The sequence below is a fragment of the Castellaniella caeni NBRC 101664 genome (genome assembly GCF_001592225.1).
GTDB lineage: Bacteria > Pseudomonadota > Gammaproteobacteria > Burkholderiales > Burkholderiaceae_B > Castellaniella > Castellaniella caeni.
The window spans coordinates 59,049-85,616 of record NZ_BCWN01000011.1; the positions used below are offsets into that span (position 1 = coordinate 59,049).

27 protein-coding genes and 1 riboswitch are annotated in these 26,568 nt (G+C 64.6%); of the genes, 6 read left to right on the plus strand and 21 right to left on the minus strand.

The genetic code is table 11. The features are described 5' to 3' along the window. Positions 1–4: 4 nt before the first annotated feature. The 5 genes from CCA01S_RS08695 to CCA01S_RS08715 form a co-directional block, all read right to left on the minus strand. The gene (locus tag CCA01S_RS08695; protein ID WP_066456974.1) at positions 5–1,075 is read right to left on the minus strand and encodes an ABC transporter substrate-binding protein; all 1,071 of its coding nucleotides are present in this window, start codon (positions 1,073–1,075) and stop codon (positions 5–7) included. 53 nt (positions 1,076–1,128) lie between these two features. After that, the gene (locus CCA01S_RS08700) at positions 1,129–2,223 is read right to left on the minus strand and encodes an ABC transporter ATP-binding protein (protein ID WP_066456976.1); all 1,095 of its coding nucleotides are present in this window, start codon (positions 2,221–2,223) and stop codon (positions 1,129–1,131) included. 59 nt (positions 2,224–2,282) lie between these two features. Then, the gene (locus CCA01S_RS08705; protein WP_066456978.1) at positions 2,283–3,779 is read right to left on the minus strand and encodes an aldehyde dehydrogenase family protein; all 1,497 of its coding nucleotides are present in this window, start codon (positions 3,777–3,779) and stop codon (positions 2,283–2,285) included. 71 nt (positions 3,780–3,850) lie between these two features. Then, positions 3,851–4,639, minus strand: a complete 789-nt coding sequence (locus CCA01S_RS08710) for an enoyl-CoA hydratase/isomerase family protein (protein WP_066456982.1) — start codon at positions 4,637–4,639, stop codon at positions 3,851–3,853. After that, entirely contained in the window at positions 4,636–5,874 is a 1,239-nt protein-coding gene (locus CCA01S_RS08715; protein WP_066456984.1) for a CaiB/BaiF CoA transferase family protein, read from the minus strand. The genes CCA01S_RS08710 and CCA01S_RS08715 overlap by 4 nt, the downstream gene beginning before the upstream one ends. 99 nt (positions 5,875–5,973) lie before the next feature. On the opposite strand from CCA01S_RS08715, the gene CCA01S_RS08720 reads away from it, so the two are divergent. Then, positions 5,974–6,897, plus strand: coding sequence for a LysR substrate-binding domain-containing protein (locus tag CCA01S_RS08720; RefSeq protein WP_232305016.1), 924 nt, complete (start codon positions 5,974–5,976; stop codon positions 6,895–6,897). 30 nt (positions 6,898–6,927) lie between these two features. On the opposite strand, the gene yfcF is transcribed toward CCA01S_RS08720, so the two are convergent. The 3 genes from yfcF to CCA01S_RS08735 all read right to left on the minus strand — a co-directional run bounded on the left by yfcF (position 6,928) and on the right by CCA01S_RS08735 (position 8,997). Further along, positions 6,928–7,563: a glutathione transferase gene (gene yfcF / locus CCA01S_RS08725; protein ID WP_066456986.1), complete on the minus strand. Its 636-nt coding sequence runs from the start codon at positions 7,561–7,563 to the stop codon at positions 6,928–6,930. Between the two features lie 91 nt (positions 7,564–7,654). Beyond that, positions 7,655–8,215 (minus strand): sterol desaturase family protein, encoded by a 561-nt coding sequence (locus tag CCA01S_RS08730; RefSeq protein WP_066456988.1) that lies wholly within the window; start codon positions 8,213–8,215, stop codon positions 7,655–7,657. A gap of 203 nt (positions 8,216–8,418) precedes the next feature. Continuing rightward, entirely contained in the window at positions 8,419–8,997 is a 579-nt protein-coding gene (locus CCA01S_RS08735) for a TMEM165/GDT1 family protein (protein ID WP_066456990.1), read from the minus strand. 22 nt (positions 8,998–9,019) lie between these two features. Then, a riboswitch (yybP-ykoY riboswitch) is annotated at positions 9,020–9,183 on the minus strand. A gap of 20 nt (positions 9,184–9,203) precedes the next feature. Between CCA01S_RS08735 and CCA01S_RS08740 the strand changes: the two genes are divergently transcribed. From CCA01S_RS08740 to nadC, 3 genes are all read left to right on the plus strand, one after another. Then, the gene (locus CCA01S_RS08740) at positions 9,204–10,412 is read left to right on the plus strand and encodes an HD-GYP domain-containing protein (protein WP_084386626.1); all 1,209 of its coding nucleotides are present in this window, start codon (positions 9,204–9,206) and stop codon (positions 10,410–10,412) included. A 110-nt stretch (positions 10,413–10,522) separates the two neighbouring features. Next, entirely contained in the window at positions 10,523–11,659 is a 1,137-nt protein-coding gene (nadA, locus tag CCA01S_RS08745) for a quinolinate synthase NadA (RefSeq protein WP_066456998.1), read from the plus strand. Then, the gene (gene nadC, locus CCA01S_RS08750; RefSeq protein WP_066457000.1) at positions 11,656–12,534 is read left to right on the plus strand and encodes a carboxylating nicotinate-nucleotide diphosphorylase; all 879 of its coding nucleotides are present in this window, start codon (positions 11,656–11,658) and stop codon (positions 12,532–12,534) included. The genes nadA and nadC overlap by 4 nt, the downstream gene beginning before the upstream one ends. 72 nt (positions 12,535–12,606) lie before the next feature. Here the strand turns inward: nadC and nadB are convergent, their stop codons facing one another. Beyond that, on the minus strand, positions 12,607–14,247 hold the full coding sequence (gene nadB / locus CCA01S_RS08755) for an L-aspartate oxidase (RefSeq protein ID WP_066457003.1): 1,641 nt from the start codon (positions 14,245–14,247) through the stop codon (positions 12,607–12,609). Positions 14,248–14,320: 73 nt separating this feature from the next. Continuing rightward, on the minus strand, positions 14,321–14,653 hold the full coding sequence (locus CCA01S_RS08760; RefSeq protein ID WP_066457089.1) for a c-type cytochrome: 333 nt from the start codon (positions 14,651–14,653) through the stop codon (positions 14,321–14,323). Between the two features lie 212 nt (positions 14,654–14,865). Here CCA01S_RS08760 and CCA01S_RS08765 point away from each other — a divergent pair, with 212 nt between their 5' ends. Next, positions 14,866–15,354 (plus strand): redoxin domain-containing protein, encoded by a 489-nt coding sequence (locus CCA01S_RS08765; RefSeq protein WP_066457005.1) that lies wholly within the window; start codon positions 14,866–14,868, stop codon positions 15,352–15,354. Here CCA01S_RS08765 and CCA01S_RS08770 read toward each other — a convergent pair. The 6 genes from CCA01S_RS08770 to CCA01S_RS08795 all read right to left on the minus strand — a co-directional run bounded on the left by CCA01S_RS08770 (position 15,263) and on the right by CCA01S_RS08795 (position 20,617). Next, on the minus strand, positions 15,263–16,096 hold the full coding sequence (locus tag CCA01S_RS08770) for a slipin family protein (RefSeq protein WP_084386635.1): 834 nt from the start codon (positions 16,094–16,096) through the stop codon (positions 15,263–15,265). The two genes, CCA01S_RS08765 and CCA01S_RS08770, sit on opposite strands and share 92 nt — an antisense overlap. Further along, positions 16,096–16,425, minus strand: a complete 330-nt coding sequence (locus CCA01S_RS15825; RefSeq protein WP_066457010.1) for an NfeD family protein — start codon at positions 16,423–16,425, stop codon at positions 16,096–16,098. The genes CCA01S_RS08770 and CCA01S_RS15825 overlap by 1 nt, the downstream gene beginning before the upstream one ends. Before the next feature lie 197 nt (positions 16,426–16,622). Further along, positions 16,623–17,018, minus strand: coding sequence for a DUF488 domain-containing protein (locus CCA01S_RS08780; RefSeq protein WP_066457014.1), 396 nt, complete (start codon positions 17,016–17,018; stop codon positions 16,623–16,625). A 3-nt stretch (positions 17,019–17,021) separates the two neighbouring features. Continuing rightward, positions 17,022–18,425 (minus strand): class II fumarate hydratase, encoded by a 1,404-nt coding sequence (fumC, locus tag CCA01S_RS08785; RefSeq protein WP_066457022.1) that lies wholly within the window; start codon positions 18,423–18,425, stop codon positions 17,022–17,024. Between the two features lie 65 nt (positions 18,426–18,490). Next, on the minus strand, positions 18,491–19,540 hold the full coding sequence (locus CCA01S_RS08790; RefSeq protein WP_066457024.1) for a type I glyceraldehyde-3-phosphate dehydrogenase: 1,050 nt from the start codon (positions 19,538–19,540) through the stop codon (positions 18,491–18,493). 102 nt (positions 19,541–19,642) lie between these two features. After that, positions 19,643–20,617, minus strand: a complete 975-nt coding sequence (locus tag CCA01S_RS08795) for a D-2-hydroxyacid dehydrogenase (protein ID WP_066457027.1) — start codon at positions 20,615–20,617, stop codon at positions 19,643–19,645. Between the two features lie 135 nt (positions 20,618–20,752). Here CCA01S_RS08795 and CCA01S_RS08800 point away from each other — a divergent pair, with 135 nt between their 5' ends. Beyond that, a complete protein-coding gene (locus tag CCA01S_RS08800) occupies positions 20,753–21,364 on the plus strand; it encodes a glutathione S-transferase family protein (RefSeq protein ID WP_066457030.1) in 612 nt (203 codons plus the stop codon). A gap of 12 nt (positions 21,365–21,376) precedes the next feature. Here the strand turns inward: CCA01S_RS08800 and CCA01S_RS08805 are convergent, their stop codons facing one another. The 5 genes from CCA01S_RS08805 to CCA01S_RS08825 all read right to left on the minus strand — a co-directional run bounded on the left by CCA01S_RS08805 (position 21,377) and on the right by CCA01S_RS08825 (position 26,553). Next, positions 21,377–22,951, minus strand: coding sequence for an LTA synthase family protein (locus CCA01S_RS08805; protein WP_066457032.1), 1,575 nt, complete (start codon positions 22,949–22,951; stop codon positions 21,377–21,379). Further along, positions 22,941–23,693, minus strand: coding sequence for an SDR family NAD(P)-dependent oxidoreductase (locus CCA01S_RS08810; protein WP_084386628.1), 753 nt, complete (start codon positions 23,691–23,693; stop codon positions 22,941–22,943). The genes CCA01S_RS08805 and CCA01S_RS08810 overlap by 11 nt, the downstream gene beginning before the upstream one ends. A gap of 2 nt (positions 23,694–23,695) precedes the next feature. Continuing rightward, positions 23,696–24,211 carry a hypothetical protein gene (locus CCA01S_RS16035; RefSeq protein WP_066457040.1) on the minus strand — a complete coding sequence of 172 codons (516 nt, stop codon included), beginning with the start codon at positions 24,209–24,211 and terminating at the stop codon, positions 23,696–23,698. Beyond that, positions 24,208–25,245, minus strand: coding sequence for an AAA family ATPase (locus tag CCA01S_RS08820; RefSeq protein WP_066457091.1), 1,038 nt, complete (start codon positions 25,243–25,245; stop codon positions 24,208–24,210). The genes CCA01S_RS16035 and CCA01S_RS08820 overlap by 4 nt, the downstream gene beginning before the upstream one ends. Positions 25,246–25,359: 114 nt before the next feature. Then, positions 25,360–26,553: a capsule polysaccharide biogenesis protein gene (locus CCA01S_RS08825; protein WP_066457094.1), complete on the minus strand. Its 1,194-nt coding sequence runs from the start codon at positions 26,551–26,553 to the stop codon at positions 25,360–25,362. Positions 26,554–26,568: the final 15 nt, after the last annotated feature.

Genomic DNA, 26,568 nt, shown 5'->3' on the forward strand with positions numbered 1-26,568 from the left:
CCCGCTACGGCTGCAGCAGCCACTGGTTGAAGCGCTCGTTGAGCGTCTCGTCGAAGTCGGCCCAGAAATTGGAATCGGCGCGCAGGCCTTCGGCCACGTGCTTGCTGGGCAGGTTCTCGGCGATGTCCGGGGCCACCAGCGCCAGGGATGATTTGCGCACCGGCCCGTAATCAACGTCCTGCATGCCGGCCAGCGGCTTGGTGCCCGTGGCGAACAGGACGAACTTCAGCGCCGCCGCCTTGTTCTTGCTGCCCTTGACGATGCCCAGCGCTTCGAGGTCATGGACGTTGCCGTCCCAGACGATGGCGAAGGGCTTGTTCTCGTGCCGGATAACGTCGCTCAGGCGGCCGTTGGCCGACTGCACCATGACGGTGGAGCCGCTGTTGAGCAGGCCGGGCGCCTGTGACCAGCTGTCGAACCAGACGATGTCCTTCTTGATCGAGTTCAGCTTGTTGAAGGCCCGATCCTGCCCTTCCTTGGTGGCCAGCACCTTGTAGACGTCGCTGGCCGGCACGCCATCGGCCAGCAGCGCCCATTCGAGATTGATCTGGGCCTTCTTGCGCAAGCCGCGCTTGCCGGGGATTTTCTGGGTGTCGAAGACGTCGCGGATGGACGTTGGCGGCGTCGCGCCGACGGTATCCTTGTTGTAGGCGTAGACGATGCTCCAGACCACTTCGCTGATCCCGCAGGGGCTTTCATTGAACGTGCCCTGGATGAAATCGTCCTTCGCTGCCACGCCATCGGCGCCCGCCGGAATCGCGTCGCGCGGGATGGTCTCCAGCAGGCCGTCGTCGCAGGCGCGCTGCAGGTCGATCGTCTCGAAATCGACGACGTCCCAGAGCACGTTGCCCGACTCGACCTGGGCCTTGATCTGCGCCGTGCCGCCCGTGTAGTTCTGGAACAGGATCTTGGCCCCGGTCTCTTTCTCGTAGGGGTCGATCATGTGCTTTTTCTGGGCCGCGCCCCAGGCGCCGCCAAACGAGACGAACGTCAGGTTGTCGGCGGCGGCAGCGGCGCCGCTGCCCAGCAGGCCGCAGGCCAGGATGGCCGCGGATAGTTTCAATCGCTTGTGCATCAGAGTCTCCTCGGGTCGAATGGCCCGGCTTCTGCGGCCGGGCTTGCCATCTGTTATTGAATCGAGAATGCAAAGCACCCCTGGACGTGCCAGGAGACGTCCAGCAGCGTGCCTTCCGGGTACGGCTGCTGGTGGATGTCGCTGAGTTCCTTGACGATGAGTTGCGTGCCTCCTTCCAGTTCCAGGTAATGGCGGATGAAATCGCCGACGTAATGGCTGGCGACCAGCCGGGCGCGGATGCGGTTTTCGCACCCGTCCCGCTCGCCGCCCAGCGTCAGTTTTTCGGGCCGTACGGAGACGAAGCAAGACTGGCCGGGACCCAGCGCGTCGCCCACCTGGGCGCGGATGACGGTCTGGCCGCTCAGCTCCACCGTGGCCACGCCCGCGTCGATCGAGGCGACCCGACCCGAGATGAGATTGTTCTCGCCGATGAAATCAGCCACGAAGGCGTTGGCCGGGCGTTCGTACAGTTCGGTCGGACTGGCGTACTGCTGCACCACGCCCTGGTTGAAGACGGCGATCCGGCTGGACATGGTCAGAGCCTCGACTTGGTCGTGCGTCACGTAGACCACGGTAAAGCCCAGCTTCTTGTGGATGCTGGTGATTTCAAACTGCATCTGCTCGCGCAGCTTCTTGTCCAGGGCCCCCAGCGGCTCGTCCATGAGCACGAGCTTGGGCTCGAAGATCAGCGATCGCGCCAGCGCCACGCGCTGCTTCTGGCCGCCCGAGAGCTGGTTGGGATAGCGCGCGCCGAAGTCCTGCAGCTCGATCATCTTGAGAAAATGGCTGACCCGGGCGCGCACGTCCGCGGCCTTCATCTTGCGGACTTCCAGCGGGTAGGCCAGGTTTTCCGCCACGGTCATGTTGGGAAACAGGGCATAGTTCTGGAACACCATGCCGATGTCGCGCTTGTGCGGCGGCCGGTTCAGGAACGACGCGCCGTCCACGCGGATGTCGCCGCTGGTCACCGACTCGAAGCCGGCCAGCATCATCAGCACCGTCGTCTTGCCCGAGCCCGAGGGCCCGAGCAGCGTGATGAACTCGCCCTGCTCCACGCAGATGTTGAAGTCTTTGACCACCAGGTGCTTGTGGTCGTAGGTCTTTCTGACGTTGACCGCAGTCAGAAAGCCGTTGCCGTCTCGTTCCATGGGCTCCACCCTTTCGTCATGGCCTGTCCAGGGCCTGCGGCGCGGGGCCGCGGGCGTACTCAGTCGCGGCTGATCAGCACGGTCTTTTTCTGAGTGAAGTGATCCAGCATGGCCTCCATCGAGGCTTCCTTGCCCAGGCCCGATTGCTTGATGCCGCCATACGACAGCCCGGGCTGCGCCACGATGTTCTGGTTGACCTGCACGAAGCCCGCCTGCAGGCGCCGGGTGGCATCCAGGGCCCGCTGCAGGTTGCTCGTCCAGATGGTGGCCGCCAGGCCGTAGTCCGAGTCGTTGGCCATGGTGATGGCCTGCTCGTAGGTATCGAAGGGGATGACGCAGGTGACCGGCCCGAAGATTTCCTCGCGCGCCAGGCGGTTGTCGTTATCGACCCCGACGAACACGGTGGGTTGGATGAAGAGGCCGTTTTTCAGGGCCGGCGCCTCGGGCATGGCCGACAGCTGCAGGGTCTGCACGTCGGGGATCTGCCGGCCCAGGTCGAGGTACGAACGCACCCGGTCGTACTGCCCGGTGGAGATGATGGTGCCGATGTCGGTGGTCTCGTCCAGCGGGTCGCCCATGCGCATGGCATTGACCTTCTCGGCCATGCGCTCGACAAACTGGTCGCGCAGCGAGCGGTGCACCAGCATGCGCGAGGCGGCGGTGCAGCTTTGCCCCTGGCGGGTGAAGCGCATGCCCGCCACCGCGCCCGCCACCGTGCGATCGAGGTCGGCGTCCTCCATCACGATCATCGGGCTCTTGCCGCCCAGCTCCAGCGTCGTGGGAATCAGCCGCTCGGCGGCGGCGTGGGCGATGACCTTGCCCGTGTCCACCGATCCGGTGAAGGTGACCTTGCCGATCCGCCGGTCGGCCACCAGGGGGCCGCCGCACGACGGCCCGAACCCCGACAGGATGTTGACCACGCCCGCGGGCAGGCAGCGGTTGAGCAGCTCGACGACGAACAGCGTCGAGAGCGGCGCTTCTTCGGCGGACTTGACGACGACGGTATTGCCCGCGACCAGCGCCGGCGCGATCTTGAAGGCCATCAGCATCAGGGGCGCGTTCCAGGGCAGGATGGCCGCCACGACGCCGATGGGCTCACGCTGCGTGAACACCAGCATGTTGGGCGCAAACGGAATCGTCTCGCCCTTCAGCTCGCTGCCCAGGCCGCCATAGAACTCGAAGCAGTCGGCCAGCACGTTGGCCTCGACGCGGCTTTCGGTACGGATGGCCTTGCCGGTTTCCAGGGCCAGCAGCGTGGCGATTTCTTCCGTATGCTGCGTCAGCTGGGCCGCCGCCTGGCAGAGGATCTTGCCGCGGGCGCGCGGGCTCATGGCGGCCCACTCGGGCTGCGCGGCTGCGGCGGCGCCCACGGCGGCTGCCACGTCGTCGGCATTGCCGTCGGCCGCCGTGCCGATCTGCAGGCGCGTGGCCGGGCTGGCCACCGGGAAGGTCTTGCCCGACAGGGCCGCCTGCAGCGTGCCCGCGTACAGGTGCTTGCCGGACAGCCGCTGCGCGTGGGCCAGGGCGATGTCGAGGGGCTGTTGGGGCGTATCCATGGTGCTTGTCTCCTTGTCTTTATCGTGTGCGGATCGTGGGTTCGTGGATCGGGCCGGACGGGCCGCCCGGCTTACCGGCCCTGAAAGCGGGCGGCGCGTTTTTCCTTCCAGGCCAGGGCGCCCTCTTTCATATCCGCGGAAGCTTCGGAGCGCCGCACGGCCTGGGCATTGGCCTGGACGTCGAAGCTGCCGTTGATCAGGCCGTTGAGATCGTGCTTGATGCCCAGCAGCGCCAGCGGCGCCATGCCTGCCAATTGCGCGCTCAGGGCCTCGGTGCGCGCTGGCAGCGCGTCGGCGTCCACCAGCTCGGTCAGGAATCCGATTTTTAGCATTTCGTCGGCCTGGATCTGCTCGCCCGTGAGAAACAGGCGCCGGGCCGCGTTGACGCCCAGCCGGGACAGGTAGCGGCGCATGCCGCCCGGATAGAAGTGCAGGCCCAGGCGCACGGCGGGCATGAACATATTGGCCTGCGGCGTGCCCAGGCGAAAATCGCAGGCCAGGCAGAGGTCGGTGCCGCCGCCGTAGGCCCCGCCCTGCACGGCGGCGATCGTCACCGGGCGCGCGCTTTCGATCAGGTCGATGGTTTCGCCAAAATACAGCGAGCTGGGCGCCGTTTCGCTCGACAGCGAGGAAATGTCATAGCCGCTGCAGAAATATTTGCCCGTGGCGATGAAGCGCAGCACCAGCACGTCGGGCTGCTGGTTGACGCGGGCGACGTGCTCGCGCAAGGCGTCGAGATCGGCGGGCGAGAGCCGGTTGCTGCGGCTCGGGTTGTTCAGCCGGATCGTGGCGATGCGCCCCGCGATCTCCAGCTGCGGGGCGGTATCCGCCACCGGTGCCTGGCTGGGTGCGGCGCTCATGACTGCCCCCCCGCCTGCTGCAAGACGGCGTCGAGATCCGCCTGGCGCACGACGCCGTCGGCCCGCAGGCGGGCGATTTCCTCGGCGGACAAGCCGAAATCGCGCAAAACTTCTTGCGTGTGCTCGCCCAGGATGGGCGGCGGCATGCGCACGCTGCGGCGCGCGGGGTCGGCCGAGCTGCGAATCGGCAGCCCCACCTGGCGCAGTTCGCCCAGCAGCGGATGGCGGACGGTCTCCACCAGCCCCTGGGCCAGCACCTGGGCGTCCTTGAAGACGTCATCCAGCGAGTTGATCGGCCCGGCGGGGATCTGCTCGGCGATCAGCAGGCTCGTCCACGCCATGCGCGAGCGGGTCTTGAGACGGGTTTCCAGCAGATCCTTGAGTTCGTGGCGGTGCTGCATGCGGTCGGCGTTCGTCAGGAAGCGCGGGTCGCTGCCCAGGTGCTGGAGGTCGAGCAGCTTGCACAGCTTGAGCCACATGGCCTGCGTGGCGGGCGCCAGGTTGATCGGGCCGTCGGCGGCCTCGAACGTGCCGTAGGGGGCGATCACGGGGTGGACATTGCCACAGGGCTGGGGCACTTCGCCCACGCTCAGATAGCGCTGGCCCTGGACGCTGAGCAGGCCCATGAGGCTGCCCAGCAGCGAGGTATCGACGTGCTGCCCGCACCCGTCTTGCTGGCGCTGCACCAGCGCTGACAGGATGCCGATGACCAGCCACATGCCCGAGGTCAGGTCGCCGATGGCGGTGCCGACGCGCATGGGGCCGCTTTCGGGGGTGCCGCTCAGGCTCATGAAGCCGGAATAGCCCTGGGCGATCTGATCGAAGCCCGCCCAGCCGCTGGCCGGCCCCGTGCGGCCAAAGCCCGAGATCGACGCCATGATGAGGCCTGGGTTGCCGCGCGCCAGTTCGTCGTAGCCCAGGCCCATGGATTCCATGGTGCCCACCTTGAAGTTTTCGACGAGCACATCGACCTGCCCCGCCATGCGGCGGATGAGGGCCAGCCCTTCGGGGTCGCGGAAGTTGAGCTCTATGCCTTTCTTATTTCGGTTGGCGCTCAGGTAGTAGACGCTGATGTCCTGGTCAAACGGCCCCCATTGGCGGATCATGTCGCCCCCTGCGGAAGGCTCGACTTTGATGACTTCGGCCCCCAGATCGGCCAGAATCATGGTGCTGAACGGGCCCGACAGGGCGCGCGTCAGATCCAGAACTTTCAATCCCGCCAACGGCATGCTCATGGTGCGTCTCCTCTTGTTGGAGACTATGCTAGCCAAAGCATATCGGACCGACAAATACCGTGTTCTAATCGAGCAATAAGCTCAACTTATGTGTGTACCATGGTGAATCTGCGGCAGTTTTCCTACTTCGTACGCATCGTCGAGCTGCGCAACATGACACACGCCGCCGAGAGCCTGCACGTGGCCCAGCCCGCCCTCAGCCAGCAGATCGCCCTGCTGGAAAACGACCTGGGCGTGCAGCTGCTCGTGCGCGGCCCCCGGGGGGTGGAACCCACCACCGAAGGAGAACTGCTGTACCGCCAGGCGCAGACCATCTTGCGGCAGGTCGATTCCATCTACACCATGCTCAGCCGCCAGGCTGACCAGATCTCGGGCTCGGTCTCGGTCGCCATGGCCTCCAGCACGGCGCACATGCTGGCCTTGCCGCTCATCCGCGAGGTGCGGCGGCGCTACCCTGCCATCGAGCTGGAAATCGTGGACATCCCCAGCGCCGACCTGACCCTGATGCTGCAGCAGGGGCGCGTGGACATTTCGCTGTCGCCCGACCAGGAAGACGTTTCCAGCCTGTCGACGCGCCCCCTGGTGGTCGAAGAACTGCTGGTGCTGGCGCACCCGGCGGCGCGACTGCCCGAGGGGCGCCTGTCGATCACGGACTTGACGGGTCTGCCGCTGATTTTGCCGCGCCCGCCCAACAAGCTGCGCATGCGCATCGACTACGCCTTCATGAACGCGCGGCTGCAATACCGGCTGCTGGCACAGGCCAGCACGTCGGCCATCCTCATCCCCGCAATCCGGGAAGAAATCGCGGCGACGATTCTGCCGTATTCGGCGGCCTACAAAGACATTCATGCGGGCAGCATCAAGGCGTACCGTCTGACGCCGCCCCTGTTTCGTGAAATCAGCCTGTGTGTCAGCCGCAGCGCGCCCGAGCGCCCGACCGTCACGGCGGTGACGCAAGTCATCCGCACGCTGACCGAGACGCTGATTGCCGAGGCCACCTGGCAGCATTGCCAGCTGGCCTGAGACGCCAAGCCGGGCCGATGACCGAACCGCTTACTTGCGTTGCCGCTCGTTGAAGCCCACCCAGCGCTGCACCGACGAGCGCCCCCACTGCTGGTGCACGTAGTCGGCCAGACGCGCCGGGACGGGGTCGCCGCCCGCCACCAGGCGATTGAGCATGAAGGCCAGGTCGAAGTCGGCGATGCTCCAGGCATCGAACAGGTGGCCGGTCTTGGGCACCAGTTGTTCGGCGACCCGCAGCAGCTTGTCCGCCGCCTGTTGCGCTTCGCCGGACAGCGGCGCGAGCGCCTGGACGGGCGGCTCGAACAGGATGTCCGAGGGGCGCTCCTGGCGCAGCGGGCCGAGGTCAGTGCGCACCCAGGCCTGGATCTGGCGTGCCCGGGCCCGGTGCTGCGGGTTTTGCGGAAAGAGCGCCGGGCCGGGGAAGGCTTCGTCCACGTACTCGATGATGGCGGTGGATTCCGTCAGGGTGAATTCTCCGTGCACCAGCGCCGGCACCTTGCCGGTGAGTGCGAGCGCCAGAAAATCGGCCTGGCGCTGCTCGCCCTTGGCGAGATCGACGGGCGTCATTTCAAAGGGGACGTCTTTCTCGGCCAGGGCCACGAAGGCTGACATGGCGTAAGGGCTGATGAAACGTGCATCCGTATAGAGCATCAAAGCGTGGGACATGAGGTGACTCCTGGTCGAAATCGGGCTCGGCGAGCGGTATCCGGCCCCAGCGCGCCGCGTCATGCGCGCGAGCGCGGGCCGTTGAGCTCGATTATCGGCGATTCGCCGGACGCGTGTCAGTGGAAAACACGTGATCCCAGAACGGCGTAGTGACGCCGTACCAGCCCTCGACGCCCGGCATGTGGTGCCGGGCGTGGTCTTGTTTGCGCGCGGCCATCCACGAGCCCGGGCGGGCCTTCCAGTGGTGCGTGGCGTGGTGCACCACGACGTAGAGCAGATAGCCGACGATGACCCCCAGCGTGGCGGCCCCGGCGATCGAGGCACCGACCAGCAGGGACAGAGGCCAGAAAATGAGCCCGGCAAACAGTGCCATGCTGACCAGCGTGGAAGAGCCGATCAGGGCAAAGGGGCGGCGGTGGTGTTCATCGTGCCAGCGCTTGAAAGGCTGCACGCCGTGAAACACGAAACGGTGCATGGCGTATTCGATGAAGCTCCAGGCGAAAAAGCCCAGCGCGGCGACCAGCAGCCAGGCCCAGATCGGGCCCTGCCCCCGCCAGGCCAGCAGGCTGACGCCTGCCAGGATGGCCACCGGATACAGAACGAAGTCGGCGAAGTAGACCGCCGGATGTTGTTCGAGTTTGAAGAGCGTCATGGCGCACTCCTGCCTTGGAGAGATCGCGCGGCAGTTCTGGATCGTTTCCGGCGAGCGGCGGCAGGCATGTCCGGCGCTCCGATCGGGTTCTGCCTCGCACAAGGCCAGTATAGGCACATTACCCGGGATATCCCTAATCCCCGATGTGGAAAAGGGGATTTTCCCGACTGTCGCGGATCGACGCACCAAGGCCAGGCACCGGTCTAGCCAGCCACCAGACCGCTGACCTTCAGCAAGGTGAAGATGCCCAGCGCGGCAAACAGCAGGGCCGCCAGGCCGTGCACCAGCTTGAGCGGCAAGCGCTCGGCGGCCTTGGCCCCCAGGTATACGGCGGGCACGTTGGCCAGCATCATGCCCACGGTGCTGCCCGCGACCACGGCAATCAGGCTGTCGTAGCGCGCGGCCAGGGCCACCGTGGCGATCTGGGTCTTGTCACCCATTTCGGCCAGAAAGAACATGACGATGGTGGTCATGACGACCCCCAGGCCGTTGAGGGGCTTGGGGTCGTCATCGATCTTGTCGGGAACGAGCAGCCAGCCCGCCATGAGCAGAAAAGAGACGCCGAGCACCCATTGCAGCGTGTCGGGATGGATCATGTCGGCCAGTAGAATCCCGACTGCCCCCGCCATGGCATGGTTGACCAGGGTTGCAATCAGGATGCCGAAACAGATGGGCAGGGGCCGGTGATAGCGTGCCGCCAGCACCATGGCCAGCAACTGGGTCTTGTCACCGATTTCACCCAGGGCGACGACGCCCACGGAAACGAGGAAGGCACTGCTCATGGATCGCTCTAACGGGGCGGACGCGACTACGCTCGCGTCGGCCCCTTGCGACGGGAAGCGCAGTCAGCGGTCTTGCCAGGCGTGGTCGCTGTTCGTGCCATGGCCAGGCGGCCAAGTGTGTTGACATGAACCCCGGGCACGACGGCCCGGGCGGCTACTCCCCGATGACGGGCGCTGCATTATAATCGCATCGTATGAAGAACGCCATGTCGATCAAGCGCATCCCGGTTTCCAAGTTGCGTCTTGGCATGTACATCCACAGGCTGGGCGGCAACTGGTTTCTGCACCCATTCTGGCGCAGCAATTTCCTGCTTGACTCTCCTGCCGACCTCAAGGTCATCCAGCGCTGCGGCATCTCCGACGTCTGGATCGTGGTCGATAAAAACGAACCCGGCAGCCGTCCCGCCACCGAAATCGGCTGGATGCTGTCGTCATCCGACGCCGCGCCGGACGGCGGCCTGTCGGCGGCGCCCACCGTGACGCTGGCCGAAGAAGTCGAACACGCGCGCCAGCTGTGCCTGGGGGCGCAAGACCAGATTCTTTCGATGTTCGACGAGGCCCGCATGGGCAAGGCCATCAACGCGCGCTCGGCGGTTCCCCTGGTGCAGCAGATCGCCGACTCCGTCGAACGCCATCCGCAGGCCCTGCTCAGCGTGGCACGGCTCAAGACCCAGGACAACTGCACCTACCTGCACTCGGTTGCGGTCTGTGCCCTGATGCTGGCCCTGGCGCGGCAGTTACGGCTCGATTACCGACTCACCCAGCTGGCCGGCCTGGGCGGCCTGATGCACGATCTGGGCAAAGCCGCCATCCCGCTCGACATCCTCAACAAGCCTGGCAAGCTCACCGACGCCGAGTTCAAAGCCATGAAACGTCACCCGGCGCGCGGGGCGGCCATGCTGCGCGAAGGCGGGGCCGACCCCGCCGTCCAGGCGGTAGCGATGCATCACCACGAAAAAATCAACGGCAAGGGCTACCCCGACGGCCTTGTCGCGGATGCCATCCCGCTGCTGGCGCGCATGGGCGCGGTCTGCGACGTCTACGACGCCGTCACCTCGGTGCGTCCCTACAAGGATCCCTGGAATCCGGCCGAGGCCATGCGCCAGATGGCCCGCTGGGAAGGCCACTTCGACCGCCCCATCTTCGAGGCGTTCGTAAAGGCTGTGGGCATCTATCCGGTGGGGTCGCTCGTGCGCCTGAAGTCGCAGCGCCTGGCCGTGGTCACCGACGTGGGGCCCGACACGCTCTTGACGCCCTGCGTCACCGCCATTTATTCGGCTGAAACCCACGCGTCCGTGGCGCCCGAGCCGCTCGATCTCGCCGACCCCGCCTGCGGCGACAGCATCCTGGGTCCGGAAGACCCAGATGCCTGGCAGCTGAAAAACCTGGACGCCTACTGGCTGCCCAACGTATGAAGGCACGGGGCACGGGTATGAAGGCATAAGAACATGACGGACAGGGGCGACGGCTTTATCGTATGATGCCTGCGTTGACCTTGTCTTTTTGACTCCTTCTCTCTCTCATCATGCCTTCAGGTACACGAATCGTTGAATTCGATCGCCCGGACATGGCTGGCGGAACCCTGAGTGTCGCCGAAGCCTGGGCCCGGGTGAATCCCCCCTTGTCCGCCGAAGAACGCGAATTCCAGAAAGACCGCATCCGTGGCCTGCTGAAGGCGCGCGACGCCGTGCTGGTGGCCCATTATTACGTCGATGCCGACATCCAGGATCTGGCCGAGGAAACCGGCGGTTGCGTCTCCGATTCGCTCGAGATGGCGCGGTTTGGCCGCGATCACGGCGCGCAGACCCTCATCGTCTCGGGCGTGCGTTTCATGGGCGAAACGGCCAAGATCCTCAGCCCCGAAAAGCGTATCCTGATGCCCGATCTCGACGCCACCTGTTCGCTCGACCTGGGTTGCGACCCCGTGGCCTTTGCGCAGTTTCGTGCCCAGCACCCGGATCGCACGGTGGTGGTCTACGCCAACACCAGCGCCGCCGTCAAGGCGCAGGCCGACTGGATGGTGACCTCCTCCATCGGGCTGGACATCGTGGCCGACCTGCACCGCCAGGGCAAGAAAATCCTCTGGGCGCCCGACCGCCACCTGGGCTCGTACATCCAGCGGCAAACCGGCGCCGACATGGTGCTGTGGCAAGGCTCCTGTACCGTGCACGACGAATTCAAGGGGGTCGAGCTTGACCTGCTGCGCCAAGAACACCCCGATGCGCAGATCCTCGTGCACCCCGAATCTCCGGCATCGGTGGTGGCCCTGGCCGACGTCGTGGGCTCCACCTCGCGCCTGCTCAAGGCCGTCACCGAATCATCGGCCAGCACCTTCATCGTCGCCACCGACCAGGGTCTGCTGCACAAGATGCGCCTGGCCGCCCCCGGCAAGACCTTCATCGCCGCGCCGACGGCGGGCGAATCCGCCACCTGCAAAAGCTGTGCGCACTGCCCCTGGATGGCCATGAACTCGCTCAAGGGCGTGGCCGACGCGCTCGAATTCGGCAGCAACGAAGTCCACCTCGATCCGGCCCTGGGGCGCCAGGCCAAGCGCTGCATCGATCGCATGCTCGACTTTGCCGCGGCGCGCAAGCAGGTGCTGCGCCCCAGTGGCGACCTCGCCCAGGAACAGGCCTTGTTCGCCAAAGTGGGCCCCGCATGAGCCCCCTGCCACCCTCCACCCTGCGCAACCCCTATGCGCCCTTCCCCGCCGCCCTGCAGGCGGCCTTCGACGCCAACATCGACCGCGCGCTGGCCGAAGACGTTGGCGCGGGCGACGTCACCGGGTTGCTGATCCCCGCCGACCAGGTCGAATCGGCCCGTGTCATCGTGCGTGAAGACGCCGTGCTGTGCGGCGCGCCCTGGTTCGAGGCCATCATGCATCGGGTCGATGAACGCATCCTCATCGACTGGGCCTACGCCGAAGGCGACTGGATGGAAGCCGATGCCGTCGTCTGCCGCCTGCACGGGCCCGCCCGGGCACTGCTGACGGCCGAGCGCACCGCCCTCAACTTCCTGCAGCTGTTCTCCGGCGTGGCCAGCGCCACGCGGCGCTACGCCGAACTCACCAGCGGCACCCGCGCCGCCATTCTGGACACCCGCAAGACGCTGCCCGGCCTGCGCCATGGGCAGAAATACGCGGTGCGCGTCGGCGGCGGAAAAAACCAGCGCCTGGCGCTCTACGACGGGGTGCTCATCAAGGAAAACCACATTGCCGCCGCCGGCGGCATCGCCGCCGCGCTCAGGGCCGCCCAGGCCCTGCCGCACAATGTGCCGGTACAGATCGAGGTCGAAGACCTGGCCGGTCTGCGCGAGGCGCTCGACGCGGGCGCGGGCTCGGTGCTGCTCGACAACTTTTCGCTCGACGCGCTGCGCGCCGCTGTGCAACTCAGTGCCGGGCGTGCCCTGCTCGAAGCCTCGGGCGGCATCACGCACGACACGGTGCGGGCGATCGCCCAGACCGGTGTCGATCGCATCTCGGTGGGCAGCCTGACCAAAGACGTCAAGGCCACGGATTATTCTCTTCGGCTGGTGTAGCCACAAATCCACCTTGCCGCGCTGTGTCGTTGACACAGCGCGGTTTCGCCCCTTGCCCGGCTGGGGCTTTGTCTAGCGAAACCCCTCTTCCGGCGTCATGACCGTGGGCAGCGCACGCGGCAGCGTCCAGGGAAAATCCTGGCAGTAATGCAGGCCGCGGCTTTCCTTGCGCGACGAAGCCGCCGCCACCACCAGGGCCGCCACCTGGATCAGGTTGCGGCATTCCAGCAGATCGCTGGTGACGCGGTATTCCTGATAATAGGCCTCGATTTCCTGCGCCAACAGGTGGATGCGCTCGCGGGCGCGCCCCAGGCGCTTTTGCGTGCGCACGATGCCCACGTAATTGGACATCAGGCGGCGCACTTCGTCCCAGGCGTGCGTCACGAGCACGGCTTCCGAGCCGTCGCGCGCGCGGCTGTCGTCCCAGTCGCGCACCTGCCCGTCCACGGGCGCGGCCTGGCTGGTCTGCGCGTCGATGTCGTGCGCAGCGTTGCGGCCGACCACCAGGCATTCGAGCAGCGAATTGCTGGCCAGGCGGTTGGCTCCGTGCAGGCCGGTATAGGCGGTCTCGCCCACGGCGTACAGCCCGGGGATGTCGGTGCGCCCGTTCAAGTCGATGACCACGCCACCGCAGGTGAAGTGCATGGCGGGCACCACGGGGATCGGGTCGCGCGTCATATCGATGCCGAATTCGAGGCAGCGGGCGTGAATGGTAGGAAAGTGGGTGCGAATGAATTCGGCCGGGCGGTGGCTGATGTCCAGATCGACGTGCGTGAGGCCGCGCTTCTTGATCTCGAAATCGATGGCCCGGGCCACCACGTCGCGCGGTGCCAGTTCGAGGCGCTCGTCGTGCCACTGCATGAAGCGCTCGCCCGCCTGCGCGCCGGCAGCCTTGGGCAGGCGCAGTACCCCACCCTCGCCGCGCACCGCCTCGGAAATCAGAAACGACTTGGCCTGGGGGTGGTACATGCAGGTGGGGTGAAACTGCATGAATTCCATATTGGCCACCCGGCAGCCTGCGCGCCAAGCCATGGCGATGCCGTCGCCCGTGGAAGTATCGGGGTTGCTGGTGTGCAGGTAGACCTTGCCCGCGCCGCCCGTGGCCAGCACGACATAACGTGCGAGGATGGTCTGCACTTGGTCGCTGGCCTCGTCGTAGACGTAGGCCCCCAGGCAGCGCGCCGGTTCGCTGGCCGCGCCCGCAGGCTGTGGCTCGAGGATGCGGCTGGTGATGAGTTCGACGCCCGAGTGATATTCCAGCAGCGTGATGTTGTGGTGCGCCCGCACTTGCTGTTCGAGCGTGAGCTGCACCCGGTGGCCGGTTTCGTCGGCCGCATGGATGATGCGCCGCTGGCTGTGGCCGCCTTCGCGCGTCAGATGAAAGCCGAGTTCGGCTTCTCGGTCGGGGGTAAAGGGCACGCCCAGCTGGATGAGCCAGTCGATGGCCGACGGCCCCTGCTCGACGATGTGGCGGGTGGCTTGTGGGTCGCACAGCCCGGCGCCCGCGATCTGTGTGTCGGCGACGTGCTTGTCATGGCTGTCCTGCGAATCGAGCACGGCGGCGATGCCGCCCTGTGCCCAATTGCTGGAACCGTCCAGCAGAGCTTTCTTGGAGAGCACGGCCACGCGCTTGTCGGCGGCCAGGTGCAGCGCCACGGTCAGGCCCGCCAGACCGCTGCCGATGATCAGTACGTCGTATTGCTGTTGGGACATCACAGTTTCCGTTTTTCAATAGAAAAACCCTGCGGGCAGCGCATGCCTGCCGCAGGGTTTCGGGGGACAGCGATCAGTGAGGCGCGCCAGCCACCAGCCATTCGACGACCGTCTTGATGTCGGCGTCGGAGATGCCGACGTTGGGCGGCATGGGGATGGGGCCGTAGTTGCCGCTGGTGCCTTCCTTGATGTGCTTGGTCAGGATTTCAGCCGCGTCGGCCTGACCCTTGTGCTTGGCGGCCACTTCTTCATAGGCCGGGCCAACCACTTTCTTGTCGACCGCGTGACAGGCCAGGCAGGCGTTCTTGGCCAGGATGTCATGAACCTGGGCGTAGTCGGGCGCGGCATGGGCGAGCTGACCCGCGGCCAGCAGGGGGATACACAAAGCCAGTGCAGATAATTTCACGAGCAAGTCTCCGATGTTCAGGAAAACAGGTTTGGATTGCCGCCGTGCGCCGCCTCGTGGCAGCGCGCGGGCAGGCAGCCGGCCAACAGCGGCCGACGCGTCATTACACCATGGCCTTGCGGACAAGTTGGAAATACCGGCAAGGATTGTAGGACTTCCACCGGAATTATGACGGGCCTATGATGTAGATCAAAGCATGTGGAGCATGATATATGATCGTAGGCGATAAGGCGGCCAGCTGGGACGTGGCCAGCTGGCTCAATACCGACACCCCGCTCGCACTCGAAGACCTGCGCGGCTCGGTGGTCGTAGTGCACGCGTTTCAAATGTTGTGCCCGGGCTGCGTGTCGCACGGCATCCCGCAGGCCAAGGCCATTCGCCAGGCGTTTCCGCCGGGGCGCCTGCAGGTGATCGGCCTGCACACCGTCTTCGAGCATCACGCCGCCATGACCGAGGTGGCGCTGCGCGCCTTTCTGCACGAATACCGCATCCATTTCCCGGTGGGCATCGACCGCCCCGACCCGCGCGGCAACCCCATTCCGCTCACCATGCAGGCCTGGCACCTGCAGGGCACCCCCACCCTGGTCATCCTGGATGCCGAGGGCCGCGTCAGGTTGCATCACTTTGGTCAGCTGGACGATCTGCGCGTGGGGGCCGTAATTGGTCAGCTATTGACTGAAGCGGAGTCGAGCGCCCCATGAACCCGGCCAGCAGGTCGATCGGAATCGGGAACACCAGGGTGGACGATTTATCGCCCGCCACCTGTGTCAGCGTTTCCAGATAGCGCAGCTGCATGGCCGAGGGTTCTTGCGCCAGCGTGTGGGCCGCCTCGGCCAACGCCTCGGCCGCTTGGCGCTCGCCTTCGGCGTGGATCACCTTGGCGCGGCGCTCGCGTTCGGCCTCAGCCTGGCGCGCCATGGCGCGCACCATGGTTTCATTGAGGTCGATGTGCTTGATTTCGACGTTGGTCACCTTGATGCCCCAGCCGTCGGTCTGGGCGTCCAGAATGGTCTGCACGTCGAGATTGAGCTTTTCACGCTCGGACAGCATTTCATCGAGTTCGTGCTTGCCCAGCACGGCACGCAGCGTCGTCTGCGCCAGCTGGCTGGTGGCTTCGAGGTAGTGTTCGACCTGGATGATGGCCTTGGCCGGATCGACCACGCGAAAATACACCACGGCGTTCACCTGCACCGAGACGTTGTCGCGCGAGATGACGTCCTGTGGCGGGATGTCGAGCGTGACCACCCGCAGATCGACGCGCACGACCTGCTGCAGAAACGGGATCACGATGATCAGCCCCGGCCCCTTGGTGCCCGTATAGCGGCCCAGGGTGAAGATGACGGCCCGATCGTATTCGCGCAGGATGTGAAACAGCTTGAACAGCACCAGCAGCAGAAAGATCAGTACCAGCAGGCTGGCGCCCGAACCTAGATCGAGGAACATCATGATGGATCTCCTGTAGAGGGTTTGTGCGCGGGCACCCGCTCGACGCCCAGCACCAGCCCGCGGACGCGCAGCACCCGGACGGTTTCGCCGGGCTGCAGCGGCTCGGCGGCATGTACTTGCCAGATTTCGCCACGCACCAGCGCCCAGGCCCGCCCGCGGGTATCCGAGGCTTCGGTGACTTCGCCCAGCATGCCGGGCAGTTCTTCGTTGCCGCCCTGCGCCCGGTGGCGGTGGGCCTGGATGGCGATGACCAGCGCCAGCAGCAGCACCAGGCCCAGCAGCGTGAAGGCCCAGACCGCCTGTGAACTGAAGTAAACCAGCAGCATCCCGCCCCCCTTTGGTCTGGTGCCTGTATCGACTCTATTGTAAGCGTCCGCCTGGCCGCACGCGGCCAGCATCGGTCGCGCCCCCGCAGGCGTGCTTCGAGCGAGAACGCGTCGATACCACGCGCTTTCAAGGTGCTCGTGGACGGGTTCCAGGCGGCAAGCACGCAAGCAGGCACTGCAGCGCGCCTGGAAGCCCATCAAGATGTGGTGATGAGATCGGGGTGGTTCTTGAGAAAGGTGCGCAATTCGTCAGCCAGCACGACAGCCTGATTGTGTTCAGTATCTTTGGCGCCGTACAGCAGCGTGATGGTGGCCCGGCCCTGAACAGCTTGCGCAATGGAGCGCATCAGGGTCTGGGCGCTGTCGGCCTGCAGTTCGACCGTGTAATCGCGGCGGAACTGCGGCCAGCGTTCGGGTTGGTGCCCGAACCAGTTGCGCAGATCGGTGCTGGGGCCCAGGTCTTTGCACCACAGGTCGTGGTGCAGCTTGGCCTTGGCGATGCCGCGCGGCCAGAGCCGATCGACCAGCACGCGCAGGCCGTCAGCCGCGTCGGCGGCTTCGTAGACCCGCTTGATCTGCACGGTAACTGCCATGGTTCAGCCTTTGCTCGGATGCGTCATGTCCAGGGGGACGATCCATTCATCGTACTGCGCATCGGTGAGAAAGCCCAGCGCCAGGGCGGCCTCGCGCAGCGTGCTGTGCTCTTTGTGGGCCTTCTTGGCAATGGCGGCGGCCTTGTCGTAACCGATGTGACGGTTCAGGGCCGTGACCAGCATCAGGTTCTTTTTCAGGTTTTCTTCGATGCGCGGCGTGTTGGGCTCGATGCCCACGGCGCAGTGCTCGTCGAACGACAGGCAGGCATCGGCCAGCAGGCCGATGCTCTCGAGCACGTTGTGCACCATCACGGGCTTGTAGACATTGAGCTGGAAATTGCCCTGCGAGCCGGCAAAGGCCACGGCGGCGTCGTTACCGAACACCTGCACGCAAACCATGGTCATGGCTTCGCACTGCGTGGGGTTGACCTTGCCCGGCATGATGGACGAGCCGGGTTCGTTTTCGGGGATGGTGAGTTCGCCGATGCCGCAGCGCGGGCCGCTGGCCAGCCAGCGCACGTCGTTGGCGATCTTCATCAGGGCGCCCGCCAGGGTGCGCAGGGCGGCCGACATGTTCACCAGCGCGTCATGCGCCGAGAGGGCGAAGAACTTGTTGGCGGCGCTGCGGAAAGGCAGGCCCGTGATGTCGGCGATGCGCGCGGCGGCGAGTTCGCCAAAGCGCGGGTGAGCGTTCAGGCCGGTGCCCACGGCGGTGCCGCCGATGGCGAGATCATAGACGCCCGGCAGCGCGGCCTGCACGGCATCCAGGGCGAAGTCGATCTGTGCCACCCAGGCGCTGATTTCCTGGCCCAGGGTAATGGGCGTGGCATCCTGCAGGTGGGTGCGGCCCGTCTTCACGATGGCCTGGTACGCCTTGGCCTTGGCGTCGAGCGTGGCGCGCAGCTTGCCCACCGCCGGGAAGAACTGCCGGGCAAGTTCGGTGGCCACGGCAATGTGCATCGCCGTGGGGAAGGTATCGTTGGACGATTGGCCGCGGTTGACGTGGTCGTTGGGGTGCACGGGCGACTTCGAGCCGATGGTGCCGCCGGCCAGTTCGATCGCCCGGTTGGCGATCACTTCGTTGGCGTTCATGTTGGACTGCGTGCCCGAGCCGGTCTGGAAGACCACCAGGGGAAACTCGGCATTGAGCTTGCCCTCGATGACTTCGTCGGCCGCGCGCACGATCAGGTTGCCGATGTCGGCGGGCAGTTCGCCCAGTTCGGCATTGGCCTGGGCCGCGGCTTTCTTGAGCACGCCCAGGGCGTGGATGACGGGCGCCTGCCAGCGGAAGCGGTCAACCCCGATGGGGAAATTCTGGATGGAACGCTGCGTCTGCGCCCCCCAATAATGCGCGACGGGCACCTCGATGGCGCCCATGGAATCGGTTTCGGTACGGCTGTTGGCCATGGTGTCAAACTCCTGTATCGTTTCGATGGAATTGAAGAGAACCCCGGGTTCGGCTGGGCGCTAGTTTACGCCCGCGGGTCGGCTGGCGAGCGAAACAAATCGCCCCAGCGCGCGCTGATGTCGAGCATGCGGTTGGCAAAGCCCCACTCGTTGTCGAACCACACCATCAGGTTGGCGAAGTGGCTGTTGTTCACCCGGGTCTGGCCCAGGTCGATGATCGCCGAGTGCGGGTTGTGGTTGAAGTCGATCGAGGCATGCGGCTGGCGCGTGCAGGCCAGCAACCCGGGCTGGCGCGCGGCGGCCTCGGTGCACAGGGCATTGAGCGCCTCGACGCTGGTAGGCTTGCCCAGGTTGACGGTAAGGTCGATGGCCGACACATTGAGAATCGGCACGCGCACCGCCTTGGCCTGGATGCGCCCGGCCAACTGCGGCAGCAGGCGCTCTACCCCCAGCGCCAGGCCGGTGGACACCGGCACGATGGACTGCATGGCCGAACGGGTACGGCGCAAATCAGAATGGTGATAGCCGTCGATCATGGGCTGGTCGTTCATCACCGAGTGCAAGGTGGTGAGAAACGCGCTTTGCACCCCCAGGTGCCGATCGAGCAGGTCGAGCACCGGCACGATGGCATTGGTGGTACACGACGCCGCCGAGACGAGGGTCTGCCCGGCTTGCAGCAGCTGGTCGTTGATGCCGTACACGATGGTGCAGTCCACTTCGCTCGCGCCGCGCCCCGGATTGGAGACCAGCAGCCGCGCGCATCCGGCGTCAAGAAAGCCCTGCAACTGCGCCCGGGTGGCAAAACGCCCCGAGCATTCAAGCAGCAAATCGGCTTGCAGTTCGGCCCACGGCACGTCCGCCGGGCGGCTGGCATGAAACACGCGGATGTCCGCGCCGTTGACCCGCAAGCTGCCCTCGCCCGCCTCGACGGTGCCGGGAAACACGCCGTGGGTGGAATCGAAACGGGTGAGATACGCCATGGATTCGAGGTCGGCGGGCTCGTTGATCGCCACCACCCGCAGGGTGTCGCGGTAGCTGGATTCTGCCAGGGCGCGCAGGACGCAGCGGCCGATGCGACCGTATCCGTTGATGGCTAGGCGTAAAGGTGCGGACATGAGGATGAAACCTGGAATGACACTGAAAACGATGCGCGGTCGCTGGGGCACAGGTGGCCCGGCACCGTGCGTGCGCGGCGCGCGCGCCGACGGGATGGTGGCTTAGCCATGAAAACCGGCCACGACGTTGCGCGGCGCGTCGCGGCAAAAGGCCTCGATGTTGTCGCGCACCTGCTGCGCCATGGCGCGGATGGCTTCTTCGCTGGCCCAGGCCACGTGCGGCGTGAGGATAAAATTGGGATAGCGCAAGAGCTTGACCAGCGGATGGTCGGCGGCAGGCGGTTCTTGCGTGGCGACGTCGAACCCCGCCCCGCTGATCTGCCCCGTCTGCAAGGCGTGTTCGAGGGCGTATTCGTCCACGAGCCCGCCACGCGCCGTGTTGATGAGCAGAGGCTTGCGTTCCATCAGCGAGAATTCGTCGGCGCCGATCATGCCGCGCGTCTGGGCGTTGAGCGGGCAGTGCAGGCTGATGACGTCGCTGGTGCGCAAAACGTTGGAAAACGAGGTGTAGTCTTCGGTAGTCGTGCTGGCATCGCGTCGTGCGGCAAACTGCACCCGCATGCCAAAGGCGCGGGCGATTTCGGCCACGGCTTCGCCCAGGGCGCCCCGGCCAATGATGCCCAGCGTGGCGCCGGAGAGGTCGCGCACCGGAAAATCAAAATAGCAGAACTGGCCGCTGGCCTGCCAGCGGCCATCGACGACGGACTGCCGGTACGCCAGCAGATTGCGTCGCAGCGCCAGCATCAGCGCGAAGGTGTGTTCGGGCACCGTGTGGATGGCGTAGTCGCGCACGTTGGAAACAATGATCTTGCGCCGGTTGCAGGCGTCGAGGTCGATGTTGTCGGTGCCGGTGGCCGCCAGGGCGATCATCTTCAGGCGCGTGGCCTGCTGCAGCATGGCGGCCGTGATGACCACCTTGTTGGTGATGACGATGTCGGCCTGCTGGATGCGTTCAGCCACTTGATCCGGGGCGGTGCGTGCGTAGGGGATCAGTTCGTGCGTCACCCGGGGGGCCGGAAATTCGACCGTCTCGGGCAGGGTGTCGCGATCCAGGAAAACAATGCGCAGGGGATCCATCTCGGGGCCTTTTCCTCTCGTCTATCTGCACCCGCTAGTCTACTCTATGCGGCCAGCAGGTTCTTTGACGCGGTGCCCGGCGCGCGGTGGTATAACTCAGTGAGCAATACCACCCTCTCATTGATCGGGAACCCTATGAAACTATATTACTTCCCGGGCGCATGCCCCCTCGTCACCCATATCGTGCTCGAATGGATCGGCAAGCCGTACGAAACCGAGCGCCTCACCCGCGAACAGACCAAAGAGTCCGCCTACCTGGCGCTCAACCCCACCGGGGCCGTACCCACCCTGGTGGACGGTGACTTCGTGCTGACGCAAAGCGCCGCCATCCTCGACTACCTGGCCGAACTGCACCCCGAAGCCAAGCTCATGGGCGACACCCCGCGCGAGCGCGCCGAGGCGCGCCGCTGGCTGAGCATGTGCAATTCCGACATCCACCGCACTTTTGGCCTGGTCTTCGGCGCCCCCTACTTCAGCGGCGGCGACGAAGCCGTGGCCAAGGTGTTGGTCGCCAAGGGCATCGAAAAGCTCAAGAGCTTCTTTGCCATCGTCAACGAACGCCTCAAGGGCCGCGACTGGCTCGCCGGCCACCGCTCGGTGGCCGACCCCTACCTGTTCGTGCTGCTGATGTGGGCCGACGCCAAGCAAGTCGCCCTGCCCGGCATGGAAGAACTGCGCAAGTTCCAACAGCGCATGCAGGCCGACCCCGGCGTCCAGGCGGCGCTGAAAGCACAAGGGCTGATCTAAGCCCCGGGCCGCTTAAACCAGCCCTGCGCAGCGCAGCCAGCGCTGCGACAAATCGGCCGCCCGGATATCTTCTCGAACGGCGGCCGACCCTGCCCCGCCCAACTCGTCGTTGTTCCAGCACACATACGGCACTGTCCCGGCGGGCATGCCGTAGGCCTGATACACCCCCGGCATGATGGGGACGTGGTCGCCGTACCAGCACAGGCTGGCGGGATGCCCCAGGCGCTGCAAAGACTCGCGCAGCGTCGCGGCCATCTGGTCGGCGTTGCGCAGGTGGCGCAAATAAATGGTCAAGTCATCGCACCCGGCCAACGGAGGCTGGGCGTACAGCGCCTCGACATCGCCTGGCGCGACGTGCTCCAGGTGCAGCGGGCCATGGTTTTCCATCGTAATGGCCATGACAAACGTCGGCTGGCTCGACTGCGCCAGCACCGCCATCATTTTGCTGGCCACCGCCGTGTCATCCATGTAGGGGCCTGCGTGCACCACCCCCTTGAATGCCTGGATATCCATAAACGCATCGAATCCCAGGGCCGGGTAGACGCGGTCACGCTGGTAAAAGCGGGCCGGATACGGGTGGATGCATACCGTGCGATAGCCCAGGTTCTTGAGCCAGGACGCCAGCGAGGCCACGCGCCAGTTGGCGGCAATCGCCCGATATGCATTGAAGCGGCGCACCCCCAGCCTGGATGGCTGGATGCCAGACAAGAAAGCAAATTCGGTGCGAATCGTATTGGCCCCCCAGGCAGGCACCACCATCTGCCCGGTGCTTCTGGCCTGCGCGCACAGCAGGTCGAACTGGCCCAACACGTCGGGGCGGATGCCAGGCACCAGCGGTCGCGGGTCAAAAAACGATTCGCTTTGCACCGCCAGCAAGTGCGGCAGCCTGGCCGATGCCGCGCCCTGCGCGTGCGGGGTGCGCACGGCCCTGGCAGCGCGCGCCACGCCTGGCGCAGGCAGTTGTGCAAAAGGCGACGCAACCGTCGCGCGCACCCGCCCGGCCGCCGCGTAGCACCACAGGTACGCCAGAAACCCCAGGCGGGCCAGATCGATTTCGGGCTTGAAACTGACCGCCCCAACGCCATGCGCGCCCGCTGCCAGCAGGCCAAGCCCGCAGACCAGCGCACTTGACCATCCACCCAGGTGGCCGCTGAAAGACCAGCGCTCGTCGGGGCCGTCTTCGGCCCAGAAACCCACGCCAATGGCCAGCAAAACCCCCAGGGCACATAAGGCAAACTTGCCCCAGCCCAGAAAAGGGATGTACAGGCGCGGGTGCCGGATGGCATCGGTAAAATAATCGTAATCCTGAAAAATGAAGGGTTCGCGCAAGGACACAAACTTGGCGTTATTGACCAGCACCAGTACCAGCAAAAAGGCCAGCGCAACCGCTGCGGCAAACCATGGCCGCGCCAGCAAGGCCGCCAGCGCGGCATACACCAGGCACCAAAGCCCCGCGTGCAGCGCCCACGCCGCCCAAGCCCGCTGCAGTGGCGGCCGAGGCGTCATCAGGCGCTCGATGCCGGTGGACAATAGCAGGCCGACCGCCAGCGCCGCCCAGACCGAGCCAAATTCAAAATCAAGCGCCATAACCCAGCCAACGAACGATCCGATGCGACCAGGCGGCGGGCAGCACGGCCAGCCACCAGGTGCCCCAATTGAGCGGAAACGGAAAACTGATGCGCGGGCGGTCTTTGTCCAGGCCGCGCCGGATGGTCGCAGCGGCCCGCGCCGGTGTCCACACCCACGGCTTGGGCCCGGGCATAGCGTCGCACATGGGCGACTTTACATAGCCGGGCATGATGACGTTGACCCGGATGCCTTCGGGCGCCAGCCAGCCGCGCAGCGCCTCGGCGTAGGCCTTGACCCCCGCTTTGCTGGCGCTATAAGCAGGCGTCACGGGCAGGCCAAAATACCCCGCCAGCGAGCTCATGAAAGCAATTTGCCCCCTGCCCCGCTCGCGCATGGTCGGCAACACCGACTGTGCAATCAGCATCGAGGCCTTCAGGTTAACGTCGATCAGGGCGTCGACCTCGTCCCAGGGTTCGGCCTGGCCCTGCGGGCCAATGTGGGTGTTCATGCCCGCGTTGATGATCACCAGGTCGAGGCATGGCAGGTTTTTCAGCCAGGCTTGCAGCGCCTGCGTATCGCGCACATCCAGCTGCTGGCTGGATACCTGGGCACCCAGCGCCCGGCATTGACTTGCAATTTGGTCCAGCAGGTCTTTCTTGCGCCCATGCAAGATCAAGCAGGCGCCTGGTGCCGCATACTGCAGCGCCAGCGCCGAGCCGATGGCGCTGGTTGCGCCAGTGATGAGGATTTGTCGGTTCAAGTTTAAATGACAGCCCAAGGCAAGCGATGTCCTATGGAGGCCGCATCGACGACAAGCGGATGCGGATCGATTGCCTTGAGCTGTTGACGCAGTTGCCACTGCAATTTGTCTGGTTCGATGGCGTGCCCCTGCGGGCGCAGGCGGCTGGCCCTGCTGGGCTGCTCGAGATGACATACGATACGCATGCATGATGCCCTGAGCATCTTGTGCGCCATCTTTTTTTCTTCTGTCTCGGTCGCATTGAACTGGGCCGCAACCAACCCAGCCAAAGTATCCCGCACCTTCCTGGCTACTTCATTGGCCAGTTCAGTCGGTTTCGTACGAGAATGTTGGCGGTAGTCTTTCACTTCAACCAGCCAAGATATATTATCGGCTTGGCACAGAAAATCTACCGCCTTATTGTCAGAGCAGCATTTATTTTGAAACTGGCGGCGATAAAACAGCCAATCATCGTACTTCGAAGCACCGACCCCGGCATCAAACTGAAATGTCAGGCTCCCCTCTTTAATTGTGGTCATATGTCTGGCTCCAGCTGCAAGAAGCGGTCTGACTGGCTGAGTTCTTCGTCCAGTGATACCAGCGTTTCGAGACCATCGACATGATCAGACTGCTCTAGCGTCACACCGTTTGCGTGGGCAGCCAGAGCAAACCAACGGCAAGGCACTTGGGGGTGCCGGGGTTGCAGCATTTCCAATTCGCGCAGCAAAAAGAGCGAGTGCGTTGAAATAAACACTTGCACCCCCGCTCGGGCAATCGCCACGATGCTTGCCGCCACTGTCTTGACAATTCTTGGGTTAAGGTTGGCCTCTGGCTCGTCCCAAAAAAGGTATCCTTGATCCAGCAAGACCCCCGTGCTGATCAACCGCGCCAGCATAGCGAGCTTGCGCAGGCCTTCGGCAATCAAAGGCATTTCTAGTCGACCTTCACCTGGCACGTGCAAGTAAAAGCGCCCACTTTGGCTATCTACCACTACTTTCCCCCCCATGACATCTTCCAGGGGAGCCAGCAAATGGCTGATTTCTTTTTCGCGCGGCCCCTTTATGCTTGGGCCACCCAACAGCGATACGGTATCCCGCCAGGTTTCCTCAAATTCAAGGTGGTAATTGTCGTACAACGATAAAAACCAGGGGCAAAGCGTTACCAGCTCGCGCGTAGGAAAAAAGGCAGGTGCCTGATGCAGTGTCTTTGATGGCGCAGTAAAAATATCCACCTGCGTTTTTGCATTGGTTGCAAAATTGATCGAGCAGTTGTGGCTGTGGTCTTTGAATTCGAGCGCAATTTCGCAGCGTGCACGCCCTTGCCGCCGCTTGGCCAGCCGCCCTAGGCTTTCGGGGCGCAGGACGGCAACCAACTTTTCTGCATACGCTTTTTCGAGACTTGCCTTGCTGGGTTCGGCATTGTCTTTTTGTACCTTGAGCAGCGCGTACAAAGCTTTCAAGACATGCGATTTACCAACCCCGTTTTCACCAACGATGATATTGAGGCCAGGCGAGAAATGCCATACGCTGTCTGGCAAGCACGTAAAATTAGCGAAAGAAGCCTGTTTGAGCATGAATGGCCCCGCGTCGTACACCCTAAGCCTTGCATTGTAGCCAAGCAACTCAGGCACAGTCGAGCATCCCTCCTGCAAGACAACGCGGCTTCTTGCCGCACATGCGGCGCACGGTCAATCGGCCAGCAGGCGCGGCAGGCTGTTTTGCACGGCCAATGCAATCCCCATCGGGCAGTAAAAGCCGCCATTGACCGTTGCCTTGGCCAAAACCCACCGGCGCAGGCGCCGGAAGCGCTGCGTGTCGGGCGGTGTGGCCTGGTTCCAGAAACTGTCGAGCCCCCCTTCGTGGACCAGCCCTGACTGCGCATACAAAGCCTTGCCCAAGACCATCAAGGGCAGCCCCGCCTCGAGCGCGAGCGCGCCCACCGTGCTGTTGACGGTAATGACGCCCGCCGCCTGACGCAGCAGTCGCGGCAATTGCCCAGTTTCCATATAGACGACACGGCCAACCAGGCCATACTGGCGCACCAAACGGCGCACCACGCGTCCGTGCCGGGCAAGACCCGGGTCGAGCGGGTGGTTTTTGATCACCAGCACCGCATCCGGTGCCGCATGGCGCGCAAAGGACAGCAGAACCAGCTGCATCAACTCGCGCATATTGCCAATAGGCGAATGCTGCCGAATCTGGCTATCGCCATCCAGCTGCAAAGGCAACACAAAGAATTGCCTGCGCTCGAGCAGCAATTGCTTCAGCGCCCGGTCGTCTCGCCCCCGATGCAGGCGCAGCGCAGGCAAACGCACTGCATAACCAGTGTATTCAAGCGGGGCTATATAGGGAGCATGGGTACGGTAGTGTGGAAACAGTACCCAATTTGCCGCGCCAGCCGCATGGTAGATCACGTCATGCGTGGCCCTGCGCCAAAAAGGGGTCTTGAAAGCCGTTGGTCGCGCGAGCTGGCCGGGATCGGGAGGAACATCTTGCTGCAGCACCGGCAGCAAGGGCGAATGCGCATTTACCCCGCCACGCTCGAGCGTGATGCGGTGCGGGCGAAAATACCCCTCTTCAAACACATGCACCCGCAGCCCCAAAGCCTGCGCAAGTTTGACGGCGGGCAGATGCACCGGGCGGCAATCGCCAAACAGCACGATGTCGCTGACTTTCCAGCGTTGCACCTGGCGCTCGTAGAACTTGGGCAGCCCCGCGAGCTTTCCGCGGTAGGCCACCGAGCGCCCCAAACGCCAATACAGCACATCGCCCGCAGTAAAGTTTATCCGGCATATCCTGTGCCCGGCTTGCCGCAGCGCCTTAGCCAGTTCGCGAAAAAAAGGCGAACACGGGCCTTGCAAAAATAAAAACGTGCGGCGCATGCCGTAACCCCCTTG